At 72.1% G+C, this 23,041-nt stretch carries 22 protein-coding genes and 1 tRNA gene; 8 read left to right on the top strand and 15 right to left on the bottom strand.

The genetic code is table 11. The features are described from left to right. Positions 1 to 55 precede the first annotated feature (55 nt). Both DV20_RS02465 and DV20_RS02460 read right to left on the bottom strand, forming a co-directional pair. Entirely contained in the window at positions 56 to 1,564 is a 1,509-nt protein-coding gene (locus tag DV20_RS02465; protein ID WP_051735762.1) for a sensor histidine kinase, read from the bottom strand. Next, entirely contained in the window at positions 1,542 to 2,291 is a 750-nt protein-coding gene (locus DV20_RS02460; RefSeq protein ID WP_043776006.1) for a response regulator transcription factor, read from the bottom strand. Before DV20_RS02460 ends, DV20_RS02465 begins: the two co-directional genes overlap by 23 nt. A gap of 168 nt (positions 2,292 to 2,459) precedes the next feature. On the opposite strand from DV20_RS02460, the gene DV20_RS02455 reads away from it, so the two are divergent. The 4 genes from DV20_RS02455 to DV20_RS02440 all read left to right on the top strand — a co-directional run bounded on the left by DV20_RS02455 (position 2,460) and on the right by DV20_RS02440 (position 5,246). Further along, a complete protein-coding gene (locus DV20_RS02455) occupies positions 2,460 to 3,059 on the top strand; it encodes a hypothetical protein (RefSeq protein WP_043776005.1) in 600 nt (199 codons plus the stop codon). 163 nt (positions 3,060 to 3,222) lie between these two features. Continuing rightward, a complete protein-coding gene (locus DV20_RS02450) occupies positions 3,223 to 4,377 on the top strand; it encodes a sensor histidine kinase (protein WP_043776003.1) in 1,155 nt (384 codons plus the stop codon). Continuing rightward, positions 4,374 to 5,039 carry a response regulator gene (locus DV20_RS02445; protein ID WP_043776002.1) on the top strand — a complete coding sequence of 222 codons (666 nt, stop codon included), beginning with the start codon at positions 4,374 to 4,376 and terminating at the stop codon, positions 5,037 to 5,039. Before DV20_RS02450 ends, DV20_RS02445 begins: the two co-directional genes overlap by 4 nt. A 9-nt stretch (positions 5,040 to 5,048) precedes the next feature. Beyond that, entirely contained in the window at positions 5,049 to 5,246 is a 198-nt protein-coding gene (locus DV20_RS02440) for a hypothetical protein (RefSeq protein ID WP_043776000.1), read from the top strand. Here DV20_RS02440 and DV20_RS02435 read toward each other — a convergent pair. Further along, positions 5,236 to 5,682: a nitroreductase family deazaflavin-dependent oxidoreductase gene (locus DV20_RS02435; RefSeq protein ID WP_043775999.1), complete on the bottom strand. Its 447-nt coding sequence runs from the start codon at positions 5,680 to 5,682 to the stop codon at positions 5,236 to 5,238. The genes DV20_RS02440 and DV20_RS02435 overlap by 11 nt on opposite strands. A gap of 127 nt (positions 5,683 to 5,809) precedes the next feature. Here DV20_RS02435 and DV20_RS02430 point away from each other — a divergent pair, with 127 nt between their 5' ends. Together DV20_RS02430 and DV20_RS02425 are read left to right on the top strand one after the other, a co-directional pair. Continuing rightward, positions 5,810 to 6,478, top strand: coding sequence for a TetR/AcrR family transcriptional regulator (locus DV20_RS02430; protein ID WP_043775996.1), 669 nt, complete (start codon positions 5,810 to 5,812; stop codon positions 6,476 to 6,478). Positions 6,479 to 6,515: 37 nt separating this feature from the next. Then, the gene (locus tag DV20_RS02425) at positions 6,516 to 8,036 is read left to right on the top strand and encodes a 3-hydroxyacyl-CoA dehydrogenase (RefSeq protein WP_043775994.1); all 1,521 of its coding nucleotides are present in this window, start codon (positions 6,516 to 6,518) and stop codon (positions 8,034 to 8,036) included. 16 nt (positions 8,037 to 8,052) lie between these two features. Here DV20_RS02425 and DV20_RS02420 read toward each other — a convergent pair whose 3' ends face one another. The 4 genes from DV20_RS02420 to DV20_RS02405 form a co-directional block, all read right to left on the bottom strand. Then, on the bottom strand, positions 8,053 to 11,025 hold the full coding sequence (locus DV20_RS02420) for a PQQ-dependent sugar dehydrogenase (RefSeq protein ID WP_043775992.1): 2,973 nt from the start codon (positions 11,023 to 11,025) through the stop codon (positions 8,053 to 8,055). 110 nt (positions 11,026 to 11,135) lie between these two features. After that, entirely contained in the window at positions 11,136 to 11,780 is a 645-nt protein-coding gene (locus DV20_RS02415; protein ID WP_043775990.1) for a L,D-transpeptidase, read from the bottom strand. Positions 11,781 to 11,919: 139 nt separating this feature from the next. Beyond that, a complete protein-coding gene (locus DV20_RS02410; protein WP_043775989.1) occupies positions 11,920 to 12,810 on the bottom strand; it encodes a serine/threonine-protein kinase in 891 nt (296 codons plus the stop codon). Between the two features lie 8 nt (positions 12,811 to 12,818). Continuing rightward, positions 12,819 to 14,513, bottom strand: a complete 1,695-nt coding sequence (locus DV20_RS02405; protein ID WP_043775986.1) for an HsdM family class I SAM-dependent methyltransferase — start codon at positions 14,511 to 14,513, stop codon at positions 12,819 to 12,821. Positions 14,514 to 14,590: 77 nt separating this feature from the next. On the opposite strand from DV20_RS02405, the gene DV20_RS02400 reads away from it, so the two are divergent. Both DV20_RS02400 and DV20_RS02395 read left to right on the top strand, forming a co-directional pair. Beyond that, positions 14,591 to 15,334 carry a PP2C family protein-serine/threonine phosphatase gene (locus DV20_RS02400; RefSeq protein ID WP_043775984.1) on the top strand — a complete coding sequence of 248 codons (744 nt, stop codon included), beginning with the start codon at positions 14,591 to 14,593 and terminating at the stop codon, positions 15,332 to 15,334. 44 nt (positions 15,335 to 15,378) lie between these two features. Continuing rightward, positions 15,379 to 15,463 (top strand) — tRNA-Ser (locus DV20_RS02395). Between the two features lie 91 nt (positions 15,464 to 15,554). Here DV20_RS02395 and DV20_RS02390 read toward each other — a convergent pair. From DV20_RS02390 to DV20_RS02355, 8 genes are all read right to left on the bottom strand, one after another. After that, on the bottom strand, positions 15,555 to 16,913 hold the full coding sequence (locus tag DV20_RS02390; protein WP_043775981.1) for a tyrosine-type recombinase/integrase: 1,359 nt from the start codon (positions 16,911 to 16,913) through the stop codon (positions 15,555 to 15,557). Positions 16,914 to 16,926: 13 nt separating this feature from the next. Then, positions 16,927 to 17,226, bottom strand: coding sequence for a helix-turn-helix domain-containing protein (locus tag DV20_RS02385; protein WP_043775980.1), 300 nt, complete (start codon positions 17,224 to 17,226; stop codon positions 16,927 to 16,929). 320 nt (positions 17,227 to 17,546) lie between these two features. Further along, positions 17,547 to 18,713, bottom strand: coding sequence for a DUF3631 domain-containing protein (locus DV20_RS02380; protein ID WP_051735761.1), 1,167 nt, complete (start codon positions 18,711 to 18,713; stop codon positions 17,547 to 17,549). Positions 18,714 to 18,748: 35 nt separating this feature from the next. Then, positions 18,749 to 19,108 (bottom strand): hypothetical protein, encoded by a 360-nt coding sequence (locus DV20_RS02375; protein WP_043775978.1) that lies wholly within the window; start codon positions 19,106 to 19,108, stop codon positions 18,749 to 18,751. A 233-nt stretch (positions 19,109 to 19,341) separates the two neighbouring features. Further along, entirely contained in the window at positions 19,342 to 21,615 is a 2,274-nt protein-coding gene (locus DV20_RS02370) for an FtsK/SpoIIIE domain-containing protein (protein WP_051735760.1), read from the bottom strand. Further along, positions 21,615 to 22,520, bottom strand: coding sequence for a hypothetical protein (locus DV20_RS02365; RefSeq protein ID WP_051735759.1), 906 nt, complete (start codon positions 22,518 to 22,520; stop codon positions 21,615 to 21,617). The genes DV20_RS02370 and DV20_RS02365 overlap by 1 nt, the downstream gene beginning before the upstream one ends. Further along, complete coding sequence (locus DV20_RS02360) at positions 22,520 to 22,723, bottom strand: hypothetical protein (RefSeq protein ID WP_043775975.1); 204 nt, start codon at positions 22,721 to 22,723, stop codon at positions 22,520 to 22,522. The genes DV20_RS02365 and DV20_RS02360 overlap by 1 nt, the downstream gene beginning before the upstream one ends. After that, positions 22,723 to 23,040, bottom strand: a complete 318-nt coding sequence (locus DV20_RS02355; RefSeq protein ID WP_043775972.1) for a hypothetical protein — start codon at positions 23,038 to 23,040, stop codon at positions 22,723 to 22,725. Before DV20_RS02355 ends, DV20_RS02360 begins: the two co-directional genes overlap by 1 nt. Position 23,041: the final 1 nt, after the last annotated feature.

The raw sequence follows: 23,041 nt of genomic DNA, 5'->3' as shown, positions 1-23,041 counted from the left end.
TGAACTTGTGGCGAAGCTGTGCGCCGGCTGTGCATCGCCTCGGGACGGGCGGCCGCTACTCCGGTGCCGGGGCGGCCGGGAAGGTGATCTCGAACTCCGTGCGGCCCGGACGGCTCTGCACCCCGACCCGGCCGCCGTGCGCGCCCACCACCGCGGCCACGATCGCCAGGCCCAGGCCCGTGCTCCCCGCCGCGCGCGAACGCGAGTTGTCGCCGCGGGCGAAGCGCTCGAAGATGTCCGGGAGGATCTCCGGCGGGATGCCCGGGCCGTCGTCGGCCACCCGGAGCCGGACGATCCCGTCCGAAGTGGACAGTGTGGTCGTCACCGTCGTGCCCGGTGGCGTGTGCGTGCGCGCGTTGGCGAGCACGTTGATCACCACCTGGTGCAGCTGGCCCGCGTCGCCGAGGACGCCGATCGGCTCGCCGGGCACGTCCATCAGCCACTTGTGATCCGGACCCGCCACGTGCGCGTCCGCGACGGCGTCGGCCACCAGGCGGCACAGGTCCACCCACTCGGGCACCACCGGGCGGCCCGAATCCAGCCGGGCGAGCAGCAGCAGGTCCTCCACCAGCGTCGTCATCCGGCGCGACTCGGACTCGACGCGGCTCATCGCGAACGCGACGTCCGGCGGCACCTGCTCGCCGCCGCGGCGGGTCAGTTCCGCGTAGCCGCGGATCGCCGCCAGCGGGGTGCGCAGCTCGTGGCTCGCGTCCGCGACGAACTGGCGGACGCGGTTCTCGCTCGCGTGCCGCGCGGACAGCGCGTTCGCCACGTGCTGCAGCATCCGGTTCAGCGCCGAGCCGACCTTGCCGACCTCGGTGTTCGGGTCGGTGTCGGCCTCCGGGACGCGTTCGGACAGCGCGACTTCGCCGCGGTCCAGCGGCAGCTCCGAGACGCGCGTCGCGGTCGCGGCCAGCCGGTCGAGCGGCTGCATCGTGCGCCGGATCGTCGCCGCGCCGACCGCGCCCGCCACCAGGATCCCGGCCAGCGCGACCCCGCCCAGGATGAACCCGAGCTGCCAGAGCGTCTCGTTGACGTCCTTCAGCGGCAGGCCGATGACCGTCTTCTCGCCGCGCGGCGAGGTCGTCGAGACGACGCGGTATTCGCCGAGGGTGCCCCCGAGGTCGACGCTGCGCTGCTTCCCGTCGGACGGCAGCGCGAGCAGCGTCAGCGCCTGGTCCCTGGTGATGCCCTTGAGCGGCGCCTTGCGCCTCGACGGCGGCCCCGCGCTGAAGTCGAGCACCCCGGCCTGCACCCCCGCACCCGTCTGGACGACGGCGAGCGTGCCCTCGCCCTGGCCGAGCACGCGCAGCGGGTCCGGCGGCGGCGCGTCGCCGTACGGCCACACCGGCCGCTCCCCGCCGTGCGCGGCGCGGTCGGTGGCCGCCTTGAGCCGGTCGTCCTGCTGGCGGATCAGGAACTCGCTCAGCGCGAACTCCGTCACCACGCCGACGACCACGCACACCAGGGCCAGCAGCGCGGCGAGCTGGACGATCAGCCGCCGCCGCAGCGACCACTGTGACATGCCGACGCGCTTCGGTTCAGCCGGCGGGTTTGAGGACATACCCGGCGCCCCGCATGGTGTGGATCATCGGCTCGCGGTCGGCGTCGATCTTCTTGCGCAGGTAGGAGATGTAGAGCTCGACGATGTTGGCCTGGCCGCCGAAGTCGTAGCTCCACACGCGATCGAGGATCTGGGCCTTCGACAGCACCCGCTTCGGGTTCCGCATGAGGTAGCGCAGCAGCTCGAACTCGGTCGCGGTCAGCGGCACCAGGTCGCCGCCGCGGTGCACCTCGCGGCTGTCCTCGTCGAGGGTGAGGTCGCCGACGACCAGCGTCGACCCGCTCGCGCCGGTGACGCCGCCGGCCCGGCGCAGCAGCGCGCGCAGGCGCAGCGCGACCTCTTCGAGGCTGAACGGCTTGGTGACGTAGTCGTCGCCGCCCGCGGTCAGCCCGGCGATGCGGTCCTCGACCGCGTCCTTCGCCGTCAGGAACAGCACCGGCAGGTGGGGCGCCTCGGACCGCATCCGGCGCAGCACCTCGAGGCCGCTGAAGTCGGGGAGCATGACGTCGAGGACGACGGCGTCGGGGCGGAAGTCGCGCGCGATCCGGACGGCCTCGGTGCCGTCGCCCGCGCTGCGCACCTCCCAGCCCTCCATCCGCAGGGCCATCGACACGAGCTCCGCCAGCGTCGCCTCGTCGTCGACGACGAGGACCCGGACCGGGCTCCCGTCGGCGCGGCGCAGGTCGGCCTTGCCGGGGCCCGGTGACGTGGCGTTCATAGCGGTCATGGTGCCACCTTCCCGGCTCGGCGTCGGTGTTCGCTGTGTGGTGGCTGTGCGTTCCCTGTGAAGGTTCGCGCGATCGAGGCACAGCGCAGGCTGACGTTCCGCACAGCGCAAACACAGCCGCGGCGGCGAACCTGACCGGGACCAGTGTGGGCACCTCCGGAGGACACGATGACGACCGAGCCGATGCCGAACACCCAGCCCGAGGGCGCCAACTGGGGCGACCCGGCCCCGGCGGCGCCGAAGCAGGGCTGGTCCGGCAAGAAGACGGCGATCGCGGCGGGCATCGCCGTGGTGATCGCGGCGGGCGGCGGCGCGGCGATCTGGGCCGGGACGAGCAGCGCCGGCAACACGGCCCAGGGCCCGGGCGGCTTCGGCGGCCCGGGCGGCGGCCAGTTCCGCGGCCAGGGGATGCCGGGCGGCGGCTTCGGCGGCGGGATGACGGCGTTGCGGGAGGCACTGCACGGCGACTTCGTGGTGTCGAACGGCAGCGGCGGCTACACGACCGAGCGGCTGCAGACCGGCGACGTCACCGAGCTGAGCGCCACCTCGGTGACGCTGACCAGCAAGGACGGCTACAAGCAGACGTACACGCTCGATTCGTCGACCCAGAAGACGGGCGACGTGAAGACGGGCGACACGAACGTGACGGTGGTGGCCAAGGTCGAGGGCCAGACGGCGACGGCGACGTCGCTGGGCAAGGGCTTCGAGCCGGGCCAGCGCCAGCCGGGCCAGCGCCGCGGCGACTACCCGCCCCGCCCGACGAACTGAGGCCGGCCGCGCTGCGACGTCCTGAATGAGTCGTTCCGGACCGCCGGCAAAGCCACAGCCGACAGCCCCGCAGTCAGGGGACGCCCCGGTGCCGCGCACCCCCCTCCGCCGCATCGGGGCGTTCCCGTCCCTCGCCTGCCCTGGTTAGGGCACAGTTGCGGGTGTGCAGGACATCCGGGGGTCGCTGAGACGGCAGTCGCTGCTGGTCGCGCTCGTCTGCGTGGTCGGCGACGCGTCCCTCTTCGTCCTCCGCGGCCCGCTCGGCGAGGCCGGGTGGCGGGCCTGGGTCGTCCTGCTCGGCGGCGTCGCCGTCAACGCCGCGCTCGCCGGGGCCGCCCGGTACTCCGGGTGGGTCGCGCTCGCCCACGCCGTGCTCTTCGCCGGCGCCCCGCTCCTGCTCTGCACCTGCCAGGGGTACGTCACCGGCGACAACGCCGGGATCCTCATCGCCGGCTACCGGGCCGGGGCGTGGCTGCGGCCGCGGCCCGCCGTGCTCGCGCTCGGTGCCCTGCTCGCCGGCGTCACCGCCGGCTGCCTCGAAGGCGGCGGGAAGACCGCCTCCGACTGGCGGCTCATCGCGATCAACGTCGGCGTCTCCGCGCTGCTGCCGTGGCTGGTCGGCCGGTACACGACGGCCCGGCGCGCCTACATCGCCGATCTCGAGCGCGAAGCCGACGAACGCCGTCAACACGAAGAAGAAGCCGTCAGACGGGCCGTCCTGGAGGAGCGCACGACCATCGCGCGCGACCTGCACGACGTCATCTCCCACCACGTCAGCGCCATCGGCGTGCACGCCGGCGCGGCCCGGCTCAGCTTGCCCGAGGGCGTCGAACCGGCGCGGAAGTCGCTCGGCGCGGTCGAGTCGGCGAGCCGCTCGGCGATGGCCGACCTGCGCCGGCTGCTCGACCTCCTGCACGCCGACCCCCACGCGGAACAGCCCGGCCTCGACAACCTCGACGAGCTGGTCGAGACCGTCCGCGCGGCCGGCCTGCCGACCCGGCTGACGCTGCGCGGCGAGCCCCGCGAACTGCCGGGCTCCCTCGACGTCGCGCTGTACCGGATCGCCCAAGAAGCCCTCACCAACGCCCTGCGCCACGGCCAGGGCCCGGTCGAGGTCGAGCTGAACCACGGCCGCACCGAGGTCGTGCTCACGGTGACCAACGGCCTGCGCGCCGACCGGACGGCCGCGGGCGAGCACGCCCACCGCGGCCTCGCCGGGATCCGCCGGCGCGTCACCCTGTTCGGCGGCCAGGTGTCCTACGGCGAGACCGGCGGGCGCTGGCAGCTGCGCACGACCTTCCCGGTGGAGAGCACATGATCCGCGTCCTGCTGGCCGACGACCACGCGATGTTCCGCTCCGGGATGCGCGCGCTGCTCGACACCCAGCCCGACTTCACCTGCGTCGGCGAGGCGTCCGACGGCCGCGAAGCCGTCACCGAGACCGCGCGCCTGCGCCCGGACGTCGCCGTCCTCGACGTCCGGATGCCCCGCCTCGACGGCCTCGCCGCGACCGAGGCGATCCTCGCGGCGCCGGGCAACGACACCCGCGTCCTCGTGCTCACCACCTACGACGCCGACGAGTACGTCTACCGCGCGCTGCGGGCCGGGGCGAGCGGGTTCCTGCTGAAGAGCCTGGCGCCGGAGGAACTGGTCGCGGCGATGCGGGTGGCGGCGCGCGGGGACGCGCTGATCGACCCCTCGGTGACGCGGCGGCTGGTGGCGAAGTTCGCCGCGGTCCTCGAACCCGCGGCCGCCGAACCCCCGGAGCTGGCCCGGCTGACCTCCCGCGAACGGGAGGTGCTGCTGCTGCTCGCCAACGCGTGCAGCAACGCCGAGATCGCGCGGCAGCTGCACGTCGGCGAGGAGACGGTCAAGACGCACGTGTCCCGCGTGCTGAGCAAGCTCGGGCTGCCGGACCGGGTGCACGCGGTCGTCTACGCCTACCGCCACAAGCTCGTGCCGGACGAGCGAGGAGCCTAAGCTGGGCCGATGAGGCGGTGGATCACGCTCGCGGTCGGCGTCGTGCTGGTGCTCGTCGGAGCCGTCTGGGTGCTGCAGGGCATCGGGGTCGTCACCGGCAGCTTCATGACCGGGCAGAAGCTGTGGTTCCTCATCGGGCTGGCCGCGTTCCTGGTCGGCGTGGTCCTGGTCGCCGCCAACCTCACGCGGCGCAAACCTACTTCGTGAAGACCTCGAAGATCGGGTAGCCCGGCGCGATCTCGCGCAGCTTGTCGTCCGAGGCCTTGGCGTCGACGCCGTCGAAGAACACGCCGACCTCGAACTTCCAGCGCTTGAGGTAGGCGCGCAGGATGCCCGGCTTCTCGTCGTCGGCCAGCTCGCGGAAGGTGAACGTCTCGACCCGGCGGCCGACGCGGAGGGTGCCCTGGCCGGCCGCGCGCAGGTTGCGCACCCACTGCGTCTCTCCACGCGGGGCGACGAGGTAGCGGACGCCGTCGACGGTCAGCAGGTTGACCGGGACCGAGCGCGGCTCGCCGCTCTTGCGGCCGACGACGGTCAGCACCCGGCTCCCCCAGACGCTCACGCCCAGCTTGGTCAGCTTCGCGACCACCTCGTTGAAGACGTTGGTCGACTTGGCGGGCTTGATGTAGCGGGTCTCGGTCACGATGGCCTCCGAAGATTTGGGAGAGCAGTGCTCTCGGTTAAGAGCAGTGAACACCAGAGCGCCGCACACTGTCAAGAGCACTGCTCTCAGTTCCGTGCGGTGCTCTCGTCGTGGCACACTGATCCGCATGACCGTCACCCGCACCGCACGCGAACGCGCCCGCGCCGAACTGACCCAGGAGATCAAGGACGAGGCCCGCCGCCAGCTCGCCGAGGTCGGCGCGCACGGGCTTTCGCTGCGCGCGGTGGCCCGGGAGCTGGGCATGGTGTCGTCCGCGATCTACCGGTACTTCCCGAGCCGCGACCGGCTGCTGACCGACCTGATCGTCGACGCCTACAACGCGATCGGCGAAGCGGCCGAGCAGGCGGACCCGGGCGAAGGCGACCCCCGCGACCGCTGGCTGGCGATCTGGCAGGGCACGCGCGCCTGGGCCCGCGCCCACCCCCACGAGTACGCGCTGATCTACGGCTCCCCGATCCCCGGGTACGCGGCCCCGCAGGACACCGTCGTCCCCGCCTCCCGCGTCGCGCTCGCCCTGGTCAAGGTGCTCACGAACACCGAGGTCCGGGCCGAAAGCGACGTCCCGCCCGAGCTGCGCGCCCAGGCCGAGACGCTCACGAAGGTGCTCGGGATCATCGCCGGCCCCGAGACCGTCGCCCGGCTGCTCATGGCGTGGACCCAGCTGTTCGGCGCGATCAGCTTCGACCTGTTCGGCCAGTACGTCGGCAGCGTCGACCCGGCCGACGCGTTCTTCGCGCACTCGGCGAGGCGGATGGCGGAGTTCGTCGGCCTCTAGGCTGAGGCGGGAGTCCAACGGCGGAAGGCGGCACGACGTGACGGGGTGGGCCGGGAAGGTCGGCAGGATCCGGGTGATCGGCACCGGGGTGATGGGCCGCGGGATAGTCCAGCTGGCCGCGACCGCGGGGGTGACCGTCGAGCTGGCCGACGTCCGGCCCGAAGCCGTCGCCGAGGCGATCGAGTACGTCGGCGGGATGGTCGACAAGCTCGCCGCCAAGGGCAAGCTCACCGAACCCCAGGCCGTGAAGGGCCGGCTGGTCGCCGTCGACGCGCCCGACGCGCCCGCGGACGGGGTCGACCTCGTGATCGAAGCCGTCCGGGAAGACCTCGAAACCAAGCGAGCCCTGTTCGGGAGCCTCGAGCGCGTCTGTCCACAGGAGACGATCTTCGCGACGAACACGAGCTCGCTGTCGGTCACCGAGATCGCCGCCGGCCTGGCCGAGCCCGGCCGCCTGCTCGGCCTGCACTTCTTCAACCCGGTGCCGCTGATGCGGCTGGTCGAGGTCGTGCCCGGCGCCCGCACGCACGGCTGGCTGCCGGGCGAAGCGCTCGAACTGGTCAAGAGCTGGGGCCACGAGCCGGTGCTCGCAAAGGACGCGCCCGGTTTCTTGGTCAACCACGCCGGTCGCGGCCTGAACACCGAGGCGCTGCAGATCCTCGCCGAGGCGCTGGCCGAGCCCGCCGACGTCGACCGCATCGCCCGGGACGTGCTCGGCCTGAAGCTCGGCCCGTTCGAGCTGCTGGACCTGACCGGCCTCGACGTTTCGCACGCCGTCCTGGAAAGCATCTGGAGCGGCTTCCACGGCGACCCGCGGCTGCGGCCGTCGTGGCTGACCCGGCCGCGCGTGGCCGCCGGGTTGTTCGGGCGGAAGAACGGCCAGGGCTTCTACTCCTACGCCGACGGCAAGCAGCAGGTCGCCGACGAGGCCACCGCCCCGCCGAAGCCGTCGAGCCCGGTGTTCACCGCGGACGAGCACCTCGCCCGGGCGCTGTCGTCCGCGGGGGTGCACGTGGTGTCCGACGCCTACCCGGACGCGATCCTGCTCGTGCCGCTGTACGGCGAGTCCACGGTGGACGCCGCCACCCGGGCCGGGCTGCCACTGGACCGCGTCGCCGGCGTCGACCCGCTGGGCGGCTACGAACGCCGGCTGACGATGTCGGTGCACGCCGGCCTGGACCCGGCGGTGGGCCGCGCCGCGTGGGGCGCGCTGGCCGCGACCGGCCATCCGGTGACGGTCGTCCGCGACGGCCCCGCCCCGATCGCGCAGCGCCTACTGGCCTCGATCGTCAACACGGCTTGCTTCATCGCGGGCCAGCACCTGGCCACCGCACCGGACATCGACACGGCGGTCCGCCTCGGCCTCGGCTACCCGCGCGGCCCGCTGGCCTGGGGCGACCTGGTCGGCGGCGACGTGGTGCTGCGCATCCTGCGCGGCCTCACCGCGGCCACCGGCGACCCCCGCTACCGGCCGAGCCCGTGGCTCACCGAGCGCGTCGCCCTCGGCCTGCCGTTGACGACACCGGGAACGACCCCGGCCGACCTGCTTTCGTCCTAAGAGGACGGAGGAAGGATCACCCGCGGTAGTCGCGGGCCCCGGTGGAGGTGTAGCTGATGTACCCGCCCTCGAAGTCGCTGCGGTAGCCCACGCTCGTCCGGTACTCGTCCGACTTCGGGTAGTGCAGGTAGGAGTACTCCCAGCCGAGCGCCGCCCAGCGCTTCCGGATCTCGCCCTTCACCATGTGGGCGCCGGTGGCCGTCGTGTAGTAGATGGAGCCGCCGAGGGTGAAGTGGTTGTAGCGGCCGCGGCCGTCGGGGGTGCCGAGCTCGTCGGTCGCCGGGTAACCCAGGCCGCGCTCGTAGTCCAGCGCCGCCCACTTCTTCCGGATCTCGCCGTAGATCGCGCGGGCACCCGTCGCCGTCGTGTAGTAGATCGACCCGGCGGTGCCGCCCTTGAGGAAGTGGTTGTAGCGAGCCACGCCGTCCGGCGTGCCCAGCTCGTCGGTCGTCGGATAACCCAGGCCGCGCTCGTAGTCCAGCGCCGCCCACTTCTTCCGGATCTCGCCGTGGATCGCGTGCGCACCCGTCGCGACCGTGTAGTAGATCGACCCGGCGTCGCTTCCCTTGAGGAAGTGGTTGTACCGCGCGACTCCGTCCGGCGTCGCCAGCTCGTCCGTCGTCGGATAACCCAGGCCACGCTCGTAGTCCAGCGCCGCCCACGTCTTCCGGATCTCCCCGGAAATCAGGCGCGCACCGGTCGCGGCCGTCGAGTAGATCGAACTCACCGTCCCGTTGGCGACGAAGTGGTTGTACTGGGCCACGCCGTCCGGCGTCGTGGCGGTGTCGGCCGACGGCGGCCCGTAGCGGGCGTGCCCGCCGAGGGCGAGGTACTTGTCCAGCACCGGGCCGGTGACGTACCGGGTGCCGGTCTCGGCGCTCCAGTACAGCCGGCCGTTCGCGTGGACGCGGTAGTGGACCGGGCCGTCCGTGGTCTCGGCCGCCGTCGGCGCGCCGAGCTTCGCCCGCAACGCGGCGTCGGCGTCGTAGCGCTGGTCGATCGGGGTCGCGTAGTTCGCGATCAGGGTCAGGTCGGTCGTGCCGACGGTGACGATCCACGTGGTGTCCGCCGGACCGCCCTGCCAGCCGGAGAACTTCGAGACGCCGTCGATGGCCAGCGGCGCGGCCTCGACGTCGAAGGACGCGCCTTCGGTGACCATGGCCGTGCCGGCCCCGCCCGCCACCGGGATGCCCAGCGCCGCCGGCTGCGTGCCGCGCAGCGTGATCCGGTGCTGCCGCGGCATCGCCGTGTACGTCTTGGCCGTGGAAACGCCCGCGCTGTCGGTCACCGTCGCGGTAAACTCCATCCGCGAGTCCGGGTGCTCGGTGAACGACTGTGAGAAGCTCGCCCCGGTCCCGCCGATGCCCGGGTGCGAGTGGCACGTCGCCTCACTCGGGCAGTGCCGCACCGCCGTGGTCCAGGTGATCGGCAGGGCGCCGTCCTCGGCGTCGGTCGCGGTGGCGCCCACGGTGACCGGCTGGTTCACGGCGAACGTCGTGGCCCCGGGCGAGGTCAGGGTGAGCACCGGGGTGCGGTTGCCGGGCGCGACCGCGATCACGGCCTCGCCGGTGAGGCCCAGCGGGTCCCGGACCCGCAGCTTCGCGGTGAACGTGGTGCCCGCCGCGTAGGTGTGCGACACCTTCGGACCGGCGGCGGTGGCGCCGTCCCCGAAGTCCCAGTCGTACCCGAGGGCGTCGCCGTCGTAGTCGGCCGAAGCCGAGCCGTCGAACGACACCGTGCGAGTGTCCGGGTTGGTCGACGTCGTGGCCTTGGCGACCGGCGGAGTGTTGCCGGCCGAGTAGCTCAGGCGACGCAGGTTGCCGGACAGGATGTCGGCGTAGGCGATGTCGCCGTTCGGCGCCGCCGCGAACTTCACCGGGCCGCCGATGCCGGTGAACACCGGCGGGTTCTCCGGCCCCTGCGTGAGCCGGCCCTGGTCGTCGTACCGCAGCGTCCAGATCTTGTTCGACACGTAGTCGCCGAAGAAGTACGAGCCGCGGTAGGCCGCCGGGTAGCTCGATCCACTGTAGACAATGCCGCCGGTGACGCTGTTGCCGTTCATGGCCCCGGTGCCGTGCGTGTACTCGTGGATCGGCGGCTGGTTCGGCACGCCGGCGCAGCCCGCGAGGCCGCTGTAGCCCGGCGTCGCGTGGCTACCCTCCCAGCACGGCCAGCCGTGGTTGGCACCGCGCTGGACGACGTCGACCTCTTCCCAGTTGCTCCAGCCGACGTCGCCGGCCACCGGCACGCCGAGAGTGGGGTCGAGCCCGAAGCGGAACGGGTTGCGGAAGCCGCGCGCGAACACCTTGCTCGCGGTCGAGCCCGGGTCGGCCGCGTCGAAGTACGGGTTCCCCGGCACGCCCTGGCCGCCGGCGGTCAGGTGGAGGATCTTGCCGTAGGGCTGGTCGACGTCCAGGGCGCGCAGCGCGCCCGGGTCCACCATCCGGTAGTCGCTGTTGTCCCCGATGGACAGCCACAGCGTGCCGTCCGCGGCGGCGATGACCCCGTCGATGCCGTGGACGTTGAAGCTGCCCGGCACCTCGAACAGCGGCTGTTCGCCGGCCAGGCCGGCCGGCGCGCCCGTCGCGTCCACGGTCACGGTGAACCGCGAAAGCCGCATGACGAAGCCGGTGGCGGTGTTGATCGACCGGGTGAGGTAGATGGCTCGCGACGTCGCGTAGTCAGGTGCCACGGCCAGGCCGACGAGCCCGAGGTCCTCGTCGGCGCGGACGGCCAGTGTCGCGATCGTCCGGCCGGCGCCGGTGACCGGCAGCCAGCGGACGCGGCCGTCCTTGCCGGTGGCCAGGACGGAGTTGTCCGGCAGGTACGCGACGTCCGTGAGCTCGTACGGACCCAGCCCGGTGTCGGTGTCCAGGAGCACGAACCCCGGCGGAAGGGTCGCCGCCGACGCCACGGCCGGAGACACCACGGGCAGCAGGGCACCGAGCAGGACCGTCGCGAGCAGCACACGAAGCTTCCGCAGAGCCATCTGGCCCCCTTCCCACGCGATCTTGTGTCGCAGCGGGAAGGGGGCCAGTTGCACCAAGCCGGATTACGTCATTCGAACGTGACCTACGCCACGTGACGGCTCGTAGCGATTTACGGGACAACCTGCACGACATCGCCGATGTGCAGCGTGTTGAAGAACTTCAGCGACGCGCCCGGCGACAGGTGAACGCAGCCGTGCGAATACACCGAGAGGCTGCCCGTGTGGAAGGCGTCACCCGGGTAGAAGAAGACGGAGTTCGGCATCTCCGCGTTGTCGAACTCCTTCGACAGGTGCATCTTCTCCTTCGACAGCACGTGGAACGTGCCGGTCGGCGTCGCGTAGCCCTTGCGGCCGGGCAGCATCGGCACCGGGCCGTAGACGACCTTGCCGCCCTGCAGCAGCCACGCCTTGTGCGCGGAGATGTCGACGCAGGCGGCGGTGCCGGGGGCCGCGGCCGCCGCGGCGCACGGGACGCCCGGGTCCGCCGCGGGCTTCGGCGCCGGCTTGGGCTTCGGCTTGGCCGAGGTGCTGGTCGGCGTCGGCTTCGTGGACGCCGGGGTGGGCGTCGGGGTCGGGGTGGCGCTCGTCGACGCCGGGGTGGGCGTGGTGCTGGCGGTCGTCGGCGTCCCGCCGCCGGTCCCCGCGGCGACGGCCCCGCCGCCCGCGTTCGGACCACCGGCCGCGCCCCCGCCGGAGCAGGCGGCCAGCACGAACGCGGTGGCCAGCGCGGCCGCTCCCGCCAGAAGCCTCTTCACGATCCGGTACCCCCAGCTGTCTCGATCATCGCGTTTGGACACCGGTAAAGACGGCGTTCACCCGTTCGAGGTTCGTCGGCGAAGGTCACGATTTGGGCAGCCGGCGTCTACCAGCGGGTTTACGGCGTTCTGCGCACGCTCAGCCGCTGACGCGGCCCAGCATCCGGGCGTACATCCGGCCGGGGCTGGGCACCGACGGCGGCACCAGGAACCCCGGCAGCGGCGGCAGCCCGCCGACGAAGACGCCGAGCCGGTCGTACAGCACGGCGGCGCCGGCCGGGCGGGCTTCCGGATCCTTCGCCAGCATCTCGGCGAGCAGCGCGTTCAACGGTTTCGGGACGCCGGGCACCGGCTGAGGCAGCTCCTTGACCTGCCGCTCGAACACCGCGTACGCGGTCGGCCCGTCGAAGAGCCGCCGCCCGGTGAGCATCTCGTGCAGCACGCAGCCCAGCGCGTAGAGGTCGCTGCGCGGTTCGGCGCCGCCCCGCTGGATCTGCTCGGGCGCCATGTACGACGGCGTCCCCAGCAGCTGCCCGGCCCGCGTGAACTGGGCCGCGTCGGCTTCGCGGAGCACGGCGAGCCCGAAGTCCATCACCTTCACGCCGCCGTCGGGTCCCAGCATCAGGTTGGACGGCTTGAGGTCGCGGTGGCAGACGGCGAGCGCGTGGGCGGCGGTCAGCACCGCGCACGCCTGCGCCGCGATCGCCGCGGCCCACGGCACCGGCAGCGGCCCGTGCTCGGCGAGCAGGTCGGCCACGGTCACACCGTCGACGAACTGCATGACCTGGAACAACCGGTCGTCGTGGGTGCCGTAGTCGTACAGCGTCGGGACGCCGGGGTGGTCGAGCGTCGCCAGGATGCGGGCTTCGCGGGCGAAGCGGGCCTCCAGCTCTTCGTCCCGGCCCGGCAGCCTGAGCAGCTTGATCGCCACGCGGCGGCCCAGCCTGCGGTCGTACCCGCCGTGCACCGCGCCCATCCCGCCGCGGCCGAGCGGCAGCTCGTCGAGCTCGTAGCGGTCGGCGATCAGCATCCGTTCCCCTATCGGCCCGGCTGGAGCCGTCCTTCGACAAGTCCCGCGAAGCCTAGCCGGACCAGCTCACGGCCGGTTTCCGCCGCCTCGCGCAGCACTTCGTCGAACTCGGCGAGCTGCCGGAAGACGCGGCCGTGTTCCCGCTGGAGCGCGATGGGCAGCCGCGGGATCCGCACGCGCCTGCCGTCGATCCGGGTGGACGCCGACGCGGCCGGCAGGTCGGCCGCGCGCAGGCAGCCGGCCAGGAAGTCCGCGTCCAGCCGGGCGGGGTCGACGCGGTACACGGTGAGCCCGGCCCCCACCGGCCGCGGTGGTCCATTGTGGACGTACGCGATGCCAGTCACCGACGCGACGACGTCACCCGCTTCGGCCAGCGGGTGTTCGGCGTCCGCGCGGACCGGCGCGTGCCTGACCTCGACGACGCCGGCTTTGACCAGCTCGCCGATCGTCGTGAACGCCGGCTCGGCGTCCGCCGGTTCGAGGGGCGGCAGCTGCGGGACCAGCTCGGCGAACCGGGTCCGCACGGCCTGGAAGGCCTGCCCCGGGTCCTCGTCCCTGGTGCGGCGGCGAGCCGGCGTCAGGTCGACGTCGTCGTCGAGCAGGTCGATGATCCGGACCCCGGATTCCGGGTGCGCGCCGAACTCCCGCCAGGTCTCTTCCACTGTGGACAGTTCATCGCCCGCTTCGCCGAGCAGCACGGTGGACGGCGCGCGCTCGCCGGGAGCCGGCCGCCGCAGCAGCCAGAGGTCGGGACCCGCCGGGGCGAGCGTGACGACCGCGCGGACGGCGCCCGCGCGCAGCAGGTTGCCGCGGATGCGCTTGCCGCTGCGCCGCCCGGCCGCCGCGCCCGGCATCAGGATCGCCACCGTGCCACCGGGTTCGACGTGCGCGAGGCAGTGCTGCACCCAGGCGAGCTCGGGTTCGCCGCGCGGGGGCAGGCCGTACTCCCAGCGCGCGTCGCCGACCAGTTCGTCGTGTCCCCAGGCCCGTTCGTTGAACGGCGGGTCGCACAACACCGCTTCGGCGGTCCGGCCGGCGAAAGCGTCTTCGCGCAGCGCGTCGACGGCGTGCACCTCGGCTTCGATGCCGCGCAACCGCAGCCGCAGGGCCGCGATGGACGCCGTCATCGGGTCGCTGTCCTGTCCCAGCACGGTTTTCGCGCCGCTCGCCAGCGCGAGCGCGCCGAAGCCGCACGCGGGATCGAGGATGGTCGACACCGGGCCGACGAGCCGGGCCATCAGCTCGGCGATCGGCTCCGGCGTCGCCGACAACCGCCGCGAGTGCGCCTCGAAGTACCGGCGGCACAGCAGTTCGAACGCTTCGACCGGCCCCGCCTGGTGCGTCAGCTCGCTGAGCAGGGTGAGCAGCTCGGGGTCGTCGAGCCGGCCGTCGAAGGTGTCGGAAAGGCCGGCCTGGAAGGCGAAGAAGCCGCCCGCGCGGCTGACGCGCTCGGCGAGGTCGAGGTCGTCACCCAGGGCGCGCAAGCGCTGCCACGCGCGTTCGCCGGCGCTCAGCTCGAACTTCTTGCCGCGGGCGCGGAACCAGCCGGCGACGGCGGAGAGGCCGAACAGCGGGCTCGACGCCGTGCCCCCGACCGGCGGCGGGAAGTCCGGATAGCGGCGGCGCCAGTTGCTGACCGCGGCCCGGCCGACCCCGGCGAGCCGCGCGATGTCGGCCGCGCTGACCGTGGCGTCGTCGTCCATGGCGAGGACTCTATCGGAGGATGCTCCATTCAGCCGAGGCGCTTGTGAACTCAGTCAACCAGTGCTTTTATGGGGGCATGACACACGATCGGTACGTCCTGCGGTACGCCGCCGGGTCCGATGTCGGGAAGCGTCGCCGGGTCAACGAAGACTCGGTCTACGCGAGTTCCCGCCTGCTCGCCGTGGCCGACGGCATCGGCGGCCAGCCGCACGGCGAGGTCGCCAGCGCGACGGCGGTCGACGTGCTGCGCGAGCTCGAGGTCGACCTGCGCCGGATCGACCTGGCGAACGTGGACCTGGCCGCGACGCTGGCCGGCGTGGTCAAGTCGATCGACGCCCGGCTGCACGAAGTGGCGTCCCAGGAGCCGGCGACCGAAGGCATGGGCACCACGCTGACGGCCCTGCTCTTCGACGGCGCCGAGTTCGCGGCGGCCCACATCGGCGACTCCCGCGGCTACCTCCTGCGCGACGGCGGCCTGCGCCGCCTGACCCGCGACCACACGCTGGTGCAGGCCCTGGTCGAGGACGGCCGGGTCGCCGCGGAGGACGCCGAGTCGCACCCCCGGCGTTCGCTGCTGATGAAGGCCCTGATGACGGCGGGCTCCGGCGACCCGGACATCTGGACGTTCAAGGCCAAGCCCGGCGACCGCTACCTGCTCTGTTCGGACGGCCTCAGCGGCCCGGTCTCCGAGGCAACCCTGCGCGACGTCCTGGCGGCCGGCACCGAGCCGGCCGAGGTGATCCCGGAGCTGATCCGCCTGGCCAACGAAGGCGGCGGCCCGGACAACATCACGTGCGTGGTCGCCGACGTCACGCCCTGACCCACCTTCGCAGGCGACAGAGACCATCCGGTATCGTCTCCTGCGGAGGATTGGCCGAGCGGCCTAAGGCGCACGCTTGGAAAGCGTGTTGGGTTCACGCCCTCGCAGGTTCGAATCCTGTATCCTCCGCCGCAGTAACCAGGCAAAACGCCGGGTGCCCCGCTTCGGGACACCCGGCGTTTTCCGTCTTAGTCTCAGTTCTAGTCTCAGTTGCCCCTGGTCAGGCCACCTCCGGCGTCTGGTCGCCGTCGTCCGCCGCGTCGTCCGGCGGTGCCCAGAGCAGTCCGTCGACCCGGCCGGCCACGCCCCGCCTGATGCGGTCGGTCACGTGTTGGTACCTCGCGGCCATGGCGGTGCTGGACCACCCCATGATGGACATGACGGTCCGCTCCGGGACCTCCAGCAGCAGGAGCACCGTCGCGGCGGTGTGCCGGGCGTCGTGAAGCCGCCGCTCCCCCACCTTGGCTTCCCGCAGCAGCTCCTTCCAGTGGTGGTAGTCGGTGTTGGGCACGAGCGGCTGACCGGTCGGCTTGGTGAAGACGTAGCCGGTCTCCTCCCAGAGGTCAGCGGCCAGGGCGCGTTCCTGGGCCTGAGCCGCCTGGTGCCGCACCAGCAGCAGCGCGAGTTGCTTGGGCAGCCCGATGTACCGCTTACCGGCCCGCGACTTCGTGGGCGCCGTCTCCCGTCGGGTTGAAACGCGCTGTGGGCAGTAGCCGGCGAACTTGCGGCCGCACGGCGTCGAGCAACCGTGCTTGTACTTCGGCCGGAGCCGGTTCCGTCGCACGCCGATTTCGGGCGCGTGGTGCTCGAAACACGTGGCGCAGAACGGGGACCCGTGCTTTTTGCACGGCCGGTTCCAGCGGTCCCAGTTCACGTCCGCCCACTGAATGCCCAGCGCTTCGCCCTGGCGCAGCCCCAGAGCAAGAGCGATGGCCCAACGGGCACTGTTCCGCCTGCGGTCGGCGGTCTCCAGGATGCGCTGGATCTCGTCGACGTCGTACGGCTCGTAGTCTTGCTCCTCCACCTTCGGGGCACGAGCGAGTTCCGCCGGGTTGTCCGTGATGATTTTGCGCTTCTTGGCTTCCTTGAGCGCGGTACGGAGGGTGCGGTGAACCTGATGCACCCGGCCGGCGGCGGAGCCCTCACGCATCATCTTGCGATAGAGCTTCTCCAGGTGATCGGGTTCCAGCCTGTCGCCCGTGTGAGAACGCTGGAGACGGTGCGCACCGACGCCCGGAATGAGGTGGACGCGGCACGCCACCTCGTATGCGTCCCACGCGTTCTCGGTGATGGTCGGCGGCGCGACGATGTTCTCAAGCCAGTGCGTCAGCCAGGACTCAACAGTCCAGTTCTGTCCAGCCTTCCGAACGCGCCCTTCGTCGCGCTCGTTCTCCCACTCCCGCACCTTGTTCCGGACCTTGGTCTCATCCTTCGACATCGTGTGGCGGCGGTCCGGCTTCCCGTTGTCCTTGCGGCCGACCGTGACGCGGCCGTGCCAGTGGCCGTCGCTCTCGCTGAAGTAGACGCTGCTCGCGCCGTTGGGAGCGCGTGTGCCCTCGGGGCGCTTCTTCCTTGCCATTGAAAGTCCTTCCTCAGGCGGCGGCCTCGCCGCCGGAACCGGCGACCAGGCGGGCGGCGAACGCGTCGATGGCGGATACGGAGATGCGGCGGAGCCGGCCGATGCGGACGGATTCCAACGCGCCGGAGCGGACCAAGCTGTAGGCCGTCGTGCGGCCGATACCGAGCCGTTCCCCGGCCTCTTCGACGGTCAGGAGCACTCGCGGCGGCAACGGTCGGGGTGCCGGCCGTGGGGCGTCGTCGTGGGCGGCAAGACGTTCGGCGAGCTGAGCGAGACTGGCGGCGAGCTGAGCGATGTCGTTGGCGGTAGCCATTGGTCGTGAGCCCTTCGGGTCGTGCTGTTAGTGGTGGCGATGCGCATGGGGCTCTCCTGGGGTCCGATGTGGTCGGTTGTCGGTGTTGAGGGGGTAGCCGTCCCAGCCGTCCCAGCCGTCCCGTCGCAGGTCAGCCCTGGGACGGCTGTTTTCGTGGGACGGCTGGAGCCGTCCCAAGGACGGGTTGCGGCGGATTCGAGCTGTCACGGCTGGCGGGTGTGTGGGACGGGTGGAGCCGTCCCAGGTGGGGTAGCCGTCCCCGGGCTGAGCTGGGCGGGGACGCTTGGGACGGCTGGGACGACTACCCCCTCTGGCCTGTGTCAGGCGGAGCGTGCGCGGCGCAACGGGGTCACGTCGCCGATGGTGTCCTCGTCGGAGCGCTGCGGGGGCGGTGGCGGCGCGGCGGGCAGGTCGGGGCAGTAGCGCGCCCACGAGTCGGTGAAGTCGGCGCGGGTGTAGCCCTTGGCCTGCGGGCCGTTGTCGGGGCGGATGTTGCCGGAGCGGATGCCGTACTCCCGCAGCATCTTCGCTAGCTTCGCGGGCGTGAGCCCGGTGGGCCCGTAGCCGCACCATGGGGCTTCGGGGTCGGCGTTGAGGCGGGCGAGCAGTTCGGCGGTCGGCAGCTCCGGGGAGGCGCCGAACGCGGCGTGGCAGTCGGTCAGCAGCCGGACGCGTTCGGAGCCGTCGTTGTCCTCGTCAGCGGCGGCGGTGAGGGTCGTGACTGCGGCACGGGAACGGGTGGACCAGTCGCCTCCGGCGTGGTCGGCGACGGCCACCAGGGGTTCCCAGGTGTCGGCGGCGCGGTCTTCCACGGGCATCTCCGGTTCGGCGGCTTCCAGGGTGGCGAGGTCGGCGCGCAGCCAGGCGCGCAGGTCGTCGGCGAGGGCGCGCAGGGCGGGCCGGTCGCGGCGGTGCCGGTACGGCGCGACGGTTTCGCCGGGGGCGCGGCGGCGCATCCGGGCGATGACGGCGCGGTCTTCGATGGTGTCGGGCATGGCGCCGATGCCGGCGAGGGCGGCCATGGCGAACGTGGGGATGGACTCGACGCGGTTGGTCGAGGCGTCGTAGCGCTTGGCCGGTCGGTTGCGCTGGTGCCCGGCGTTGAGCAGCCCCCGCAGGTCCTCATTCCCCTCGGCCTTGGGTCCGAAGATCGTGTCCGCTTCGTCGACCAGCAGCGTGGGCGGGTCGTCCGAGATGGACCGGTAGACGGCGGCCGGGCTGCTGTTGACGGTGATGAACGGGTTGTGGCAGGTGGCTTCCACGATGTCGAGCAGCCGGGACTTCCCGCAGCGCTTCTCCGGCGCGCGGATGACCAGGCGCGGGGCGTGGGCCCACGCCGGTTGCGCGTGGGTGGCGGCGATCCAGAGCGTGATGGCGTCGGCGGTCTCGGGGTTGGGCAGGGCCACGTAGCGGGTGAGCGCGGCTCGCAGCGAGTTGAGCAGGGCGGCGCCGTCCGGGGTGGACGGTTCGAGGTCGTAGGTGCCCATCGGTGCTCCCCTGTCGGTCGGTGTCGTGGTGGTCATCAGGCGGCCTCTCGCGTGGCGATCCAGGCGTCGACCCGGGCCCAGGAGGCGGCGGTCTGTGCGCGGATCTGGTGCGGTGTCAGGGTGGGCCTGGTGGCGATGGCGCGGCGGCGTTCGAGTTCGGCGTAGGTCGGCGCGGAGGCGAGGGCGCGCCAGTCGGCGGCGGCCGACACCGCGTGGGAGGTCTCCCGCAGCGTGCGACGGCGGTCCCACTCAACCCATTCGGCGAGCAGTTCCGCGACGTGCGGACTGGCGGCCAGGAGTCGCCAGGCGGCGGCGTCGAGCGTGAGCGTGCGGTACTCGGTGAAGGGGATGGTGACTCGGGTGGCCGGGTCGGCGGCGGTGGTGTGCGCGGTCAAGGCGGGTCCTCACGTCGGTCACATGCAGTGACGGTGTGTGGGCGTGTTCAGCCAGGGCTAGGGCCGGGTGGCGCGGGCGCTAGCCTGGTTTTCCGTGTGTTTCCGCAGGTCGAGCGAGGTGGTTCTAGGGCGCTAGTGCGCTGGTCACGACTGCTGCGGGTGTCTAGAGGAGGGGTCTAGGTCTAGGGGCGGTCCGGTCTAGGACGCGCACCGCCCCTAGCCTTCAGGATTGGTTACGCGCGGTTGTTCTTGGCGGTAGTGAGGGCGTCGCGGGTGTAGCCGTTGCGGTTGGCGCCCTTGCCGGTGTCGGGGTCGGTGCTCCACACCTGCTTGGGCTTGACGCCGTAGGGCTTGAGCGCGGTGGCGAGGTTCTGCGCGGTCCAGCCCCGGTACTGGCCGGGCCGCAGCTCGGCGAGCCGGGTCACGATGGCGTCGGACCAGAGCTTGTCCTCACCGCGCTGAAACACGGCGATGGTGTCGGCCAGCGGGTCCAGCCGTGCGGTCTCGACGTCGACGGCCTCACCGGCGGCGTAGCCGGTGATGTTGCCCAGCGCTTCGCGGCGGGCGCGGGCGCCGGCGGCGATCTTCTTGGCGTCGGTGGCGTCCTTGTAGACGCTGCGCACGATCTGCGCGTCGTCACCTTCGCCGGCGAGGTAGCCGATGCCCCGGTCGGAGCGGGCGAACATCGTGGCCCGGACGCCGGACTTGTACTGGCTGGTGCCGAGAACCATGTCGTTGGCCTGCTGCCCCATCACCTTGAGGCAGAACCGCAGGATGGCGTTGGCGGAGATGCCGGTGGGCAGCGATTTAGCGTCCGGGCGCTGCGTGGCCAGGATCAGCGTGATCCCCAAGGCAGGGCCGCGCTTGACCAGGTCGGTGCAGATCTCCTCCAGCTCTTCGCCGTGCTCGGGGTGCTCGAACCACACCTGGCACTCGTCCACCCCGACCACGATCGGCGCGAGCCGCAGGTCCTTGCGCGCAGCCAACTCCGGGGTGACCTTGTTGTCCGGGCACACGGACTCGGGCAGGTTGCGGATCACCTTGGTGCGGCGGCGCATCTCCTCCCGCAGCTCCCGCATCTCCACCACCATGCGTTCGATGTCCTCGGGGTCATCGCCGACGCCGTAGCCGTGCGCGCACTGGCTCAGGGGCGAGAGGTCGCCGGTGCCTTTGAGGTCGTAGGCGTAGAGCACGGCGCGCGGGTCGAGGGCGGCGATTAGCAGCAGTTCCCGCAGCGTGACCGTCTTGCCCATGCGCGGGACCGCGCCGATCACCATGGACGCGAACATCAGGGTGATGGGCACCCAGCGGCCGCGCTGGTCGGTGCCGAAGGGCTGGGCCTTGAACAGGTCGACCGTCGCGCCCGGCTTGGCCAGCGGCCACGGCTTCTGCTTGGCCTTCGACATGTCGACGTCGCCGACCCACAGCACCAACCGTCCTTCGTGGACCTTCGCGTCCCCCTCGGGCCACACGCACCCGATCTGACGGCGCAGCGCGGAGGACAGCTCGTCGCGCTTGGCGATGATGTCGCCGGCCGTGACCCCCAACGGGAGGTCGACGTCGGCGCGCCAGCCGTCGCCGTCGCGGGCGATCGGGTTCGGGAACTCGATGCGCTTGCCCTTGGCGTAAGCCTGGTTCAGGCCACCGATGCCCAGCGAGCAGAGCGCGTCCTCGATCATCGACGACGTCAGCTTGGGTGTCTTGACCGAGTCCACGGCGCGGCCGGCGACCGGCTTGTCCGCCGGCGCGCCCCACCAGCCCACGAGCGTCATCGCGACGACCAGGCCGGTCCAGTTCCAGAACGGCGTGACGAACGTGATGCACAGGTAGACGATGGCCAGCAGCACGACCACGCCGACCATCACCGGTCCCATGCGGCGGCGCACGGTCTCGTTGCGGATCTCGCGCAGCTTCATGTACAGCTCCGCGTCGGACCGGTCGCGGGCGTTCATCCGCACCGGGTGGGACTCCGCGTCGAACACCCACGCGCGCAGCCGGGCGACCAGGCGGCCGGTCGCGCCAAACGAGCGCAGGAACGCGGTCGGGACGTACACCGGCACCCGCAGCGCATGGAATGCGAAGGTGTGGGCGGCGTAGCGGACCAGGAACCGGGCCCGCGACTTGAACTCCTCGGCGGAGGTCAGCCAGCGCGCGACCAGCGGCCGGGCGGTGGCATTGCCGGCGGACTCCCACCACGTCGCCTTGGTCGCGGGCGGGTCGACCAGCCGGACGACCGTGCCGGGCTCCGCCGCGTCGTCGGCGGCGGGCCGGTCCTGCTCCGGGATTTCCTCCGGTGTGCGTGCGGTGTCGGGTCGGATCGGGACGACGTTCCCGGCGCGGGTGACGGCGGTGTCGGTGGCGGTGTTCACGGCGCCGTCGCCGGTGGCGTTCACGGTCGCGTCGGCCGGGGTGTTCGTGGACGGGTCGGGCGTGCTGTTCACGACGTGGGGCCCTTCGGGGTCGGGTCCGTTCACGGACTCGGGGGTGTGGTCGGCGGTGGTGGACATCAGGCGGCCTCCTCCTGGTCGACGGTCACGGACTGGTCGGTGGGCACCGGCGCGACGGCCGGGCGGGCGGTTTCGGCGATCAGGTCATCAGCGACGTTCTTGCTGGTGCCGCGCGAGATCTCCGGGCACACGGACCGGACCCAGGCCGGGGTGATCTCGATGCCCGGGGCCCACGCGGCGCGGGCGTCGGCCAGGTAGTCCCCGCGCAGCTTCCGAGCGGGCTTCGCGGCCGGCTTGCGAGCCGGACGCCGACGCGGCCGGGCGACCGGAGCGGACTTCTCCTCCGCGCCGTCCTCCGCCGGAGCCGCGGGCACGACGGACGGAACGTCGGCCGGCTGCTCTCCCGTGAACGCCGTCCCGGCGGCGGCCATGACCGCTTCGGTCAGCTTGTCCCGCAGCACCGGCGCGGTCTCCGCCGCGAGAAACACGAGCACCGGCGGCACCGAGTGCAGCACCACCCCGGCCACATCCAGGTGCGTCCAGGACTTCCAGGTGTTCATCACGTACGTGGCGAGGAACGCGAACCACTTCGTCCGGTGCGCCCACGCCCCGGTTTCGACCTGGTACCGAGCGGTCACCTGCTCCGCCCGCAGCACCGCCACGAGCACCAGCGACACCATGGGGTCCAGCAGCCACCCGGCCAGCCACCCGAGCGACCAGGTGGCCGCGCCGGCGGCGGCGAAGGACTGGACGTTGACCATCGTGAACGCCAGCCCGAGGAAGATCCCGAGCCAGATCACCGCGTCGATCTGCGTGCGGACCTTCTCCACCCGCAGCGCCACCACATCGGGGTGGTTGGCCAGCCGCCGCACCTGCGCGGCGGTGGCCGCGTCCTGGGCCAGCTTGTCCGCCTCCGACAGCGGCTGGTGCTTCGCGTCCTGCGCAACCAGGGCTTCCGTGCTCATCAGCTCTCCCCCCACTTCGTGCCGTTCTTGCGCTCCCACTGGTCCGCGCGGCCTTCCAGTTCCGCGTTGAGGACCTGGCGGCGCTGGTCGTCGGTCAGCGTCGAGAGCACGCCCTGTCGGACCTCGGGCTTCACGCTGGAGAGCATCAGGTGGACCACCGCGCAGGAGGCGGCTTCGTCATCGGTCTTCTTCTTGCCGCGCATCAGCGACGACCCCCACGGGTGGTGTGGACGATTTCGGTGATGGCCATCAGCCGCACGATCGTCGCGGCGGCCAGCAGCGCCGGAACGACCAGCGCGATCCACGTGGCGGTGGTGTTCTGGATCTTCACGATCACCAGCCACTGAACGAACGCGATGATCGCCGTGGCCAGGACCAGGCGGATCGTGTTGCCGGTCATGCGCGTGATCTCGCGAACGCCCGTCCGGGCCCGGATCGCGGACTTGCGGCCGGAACGCCACACGGCGAACACGCCGACCAGCGCGAGACCGCCAAGGACCATCAGCACCTGTGCGGACATC

This window comes from Amycolatopsis rifamycinica (genome assembly GCF_000695625.1).
Taxonomy (GTDB): Bacteria; Actinomycetota; Actinomycetes; order Mycobacteriales; family Pseudonocardiaceae; genus Amycolatopsis; species Amycolatopsis rifamycinica.
Note: the sequence above shows the minus strand (reverse complement) of the source record. Positions and strands in the feature narration are given on the sequence as shown.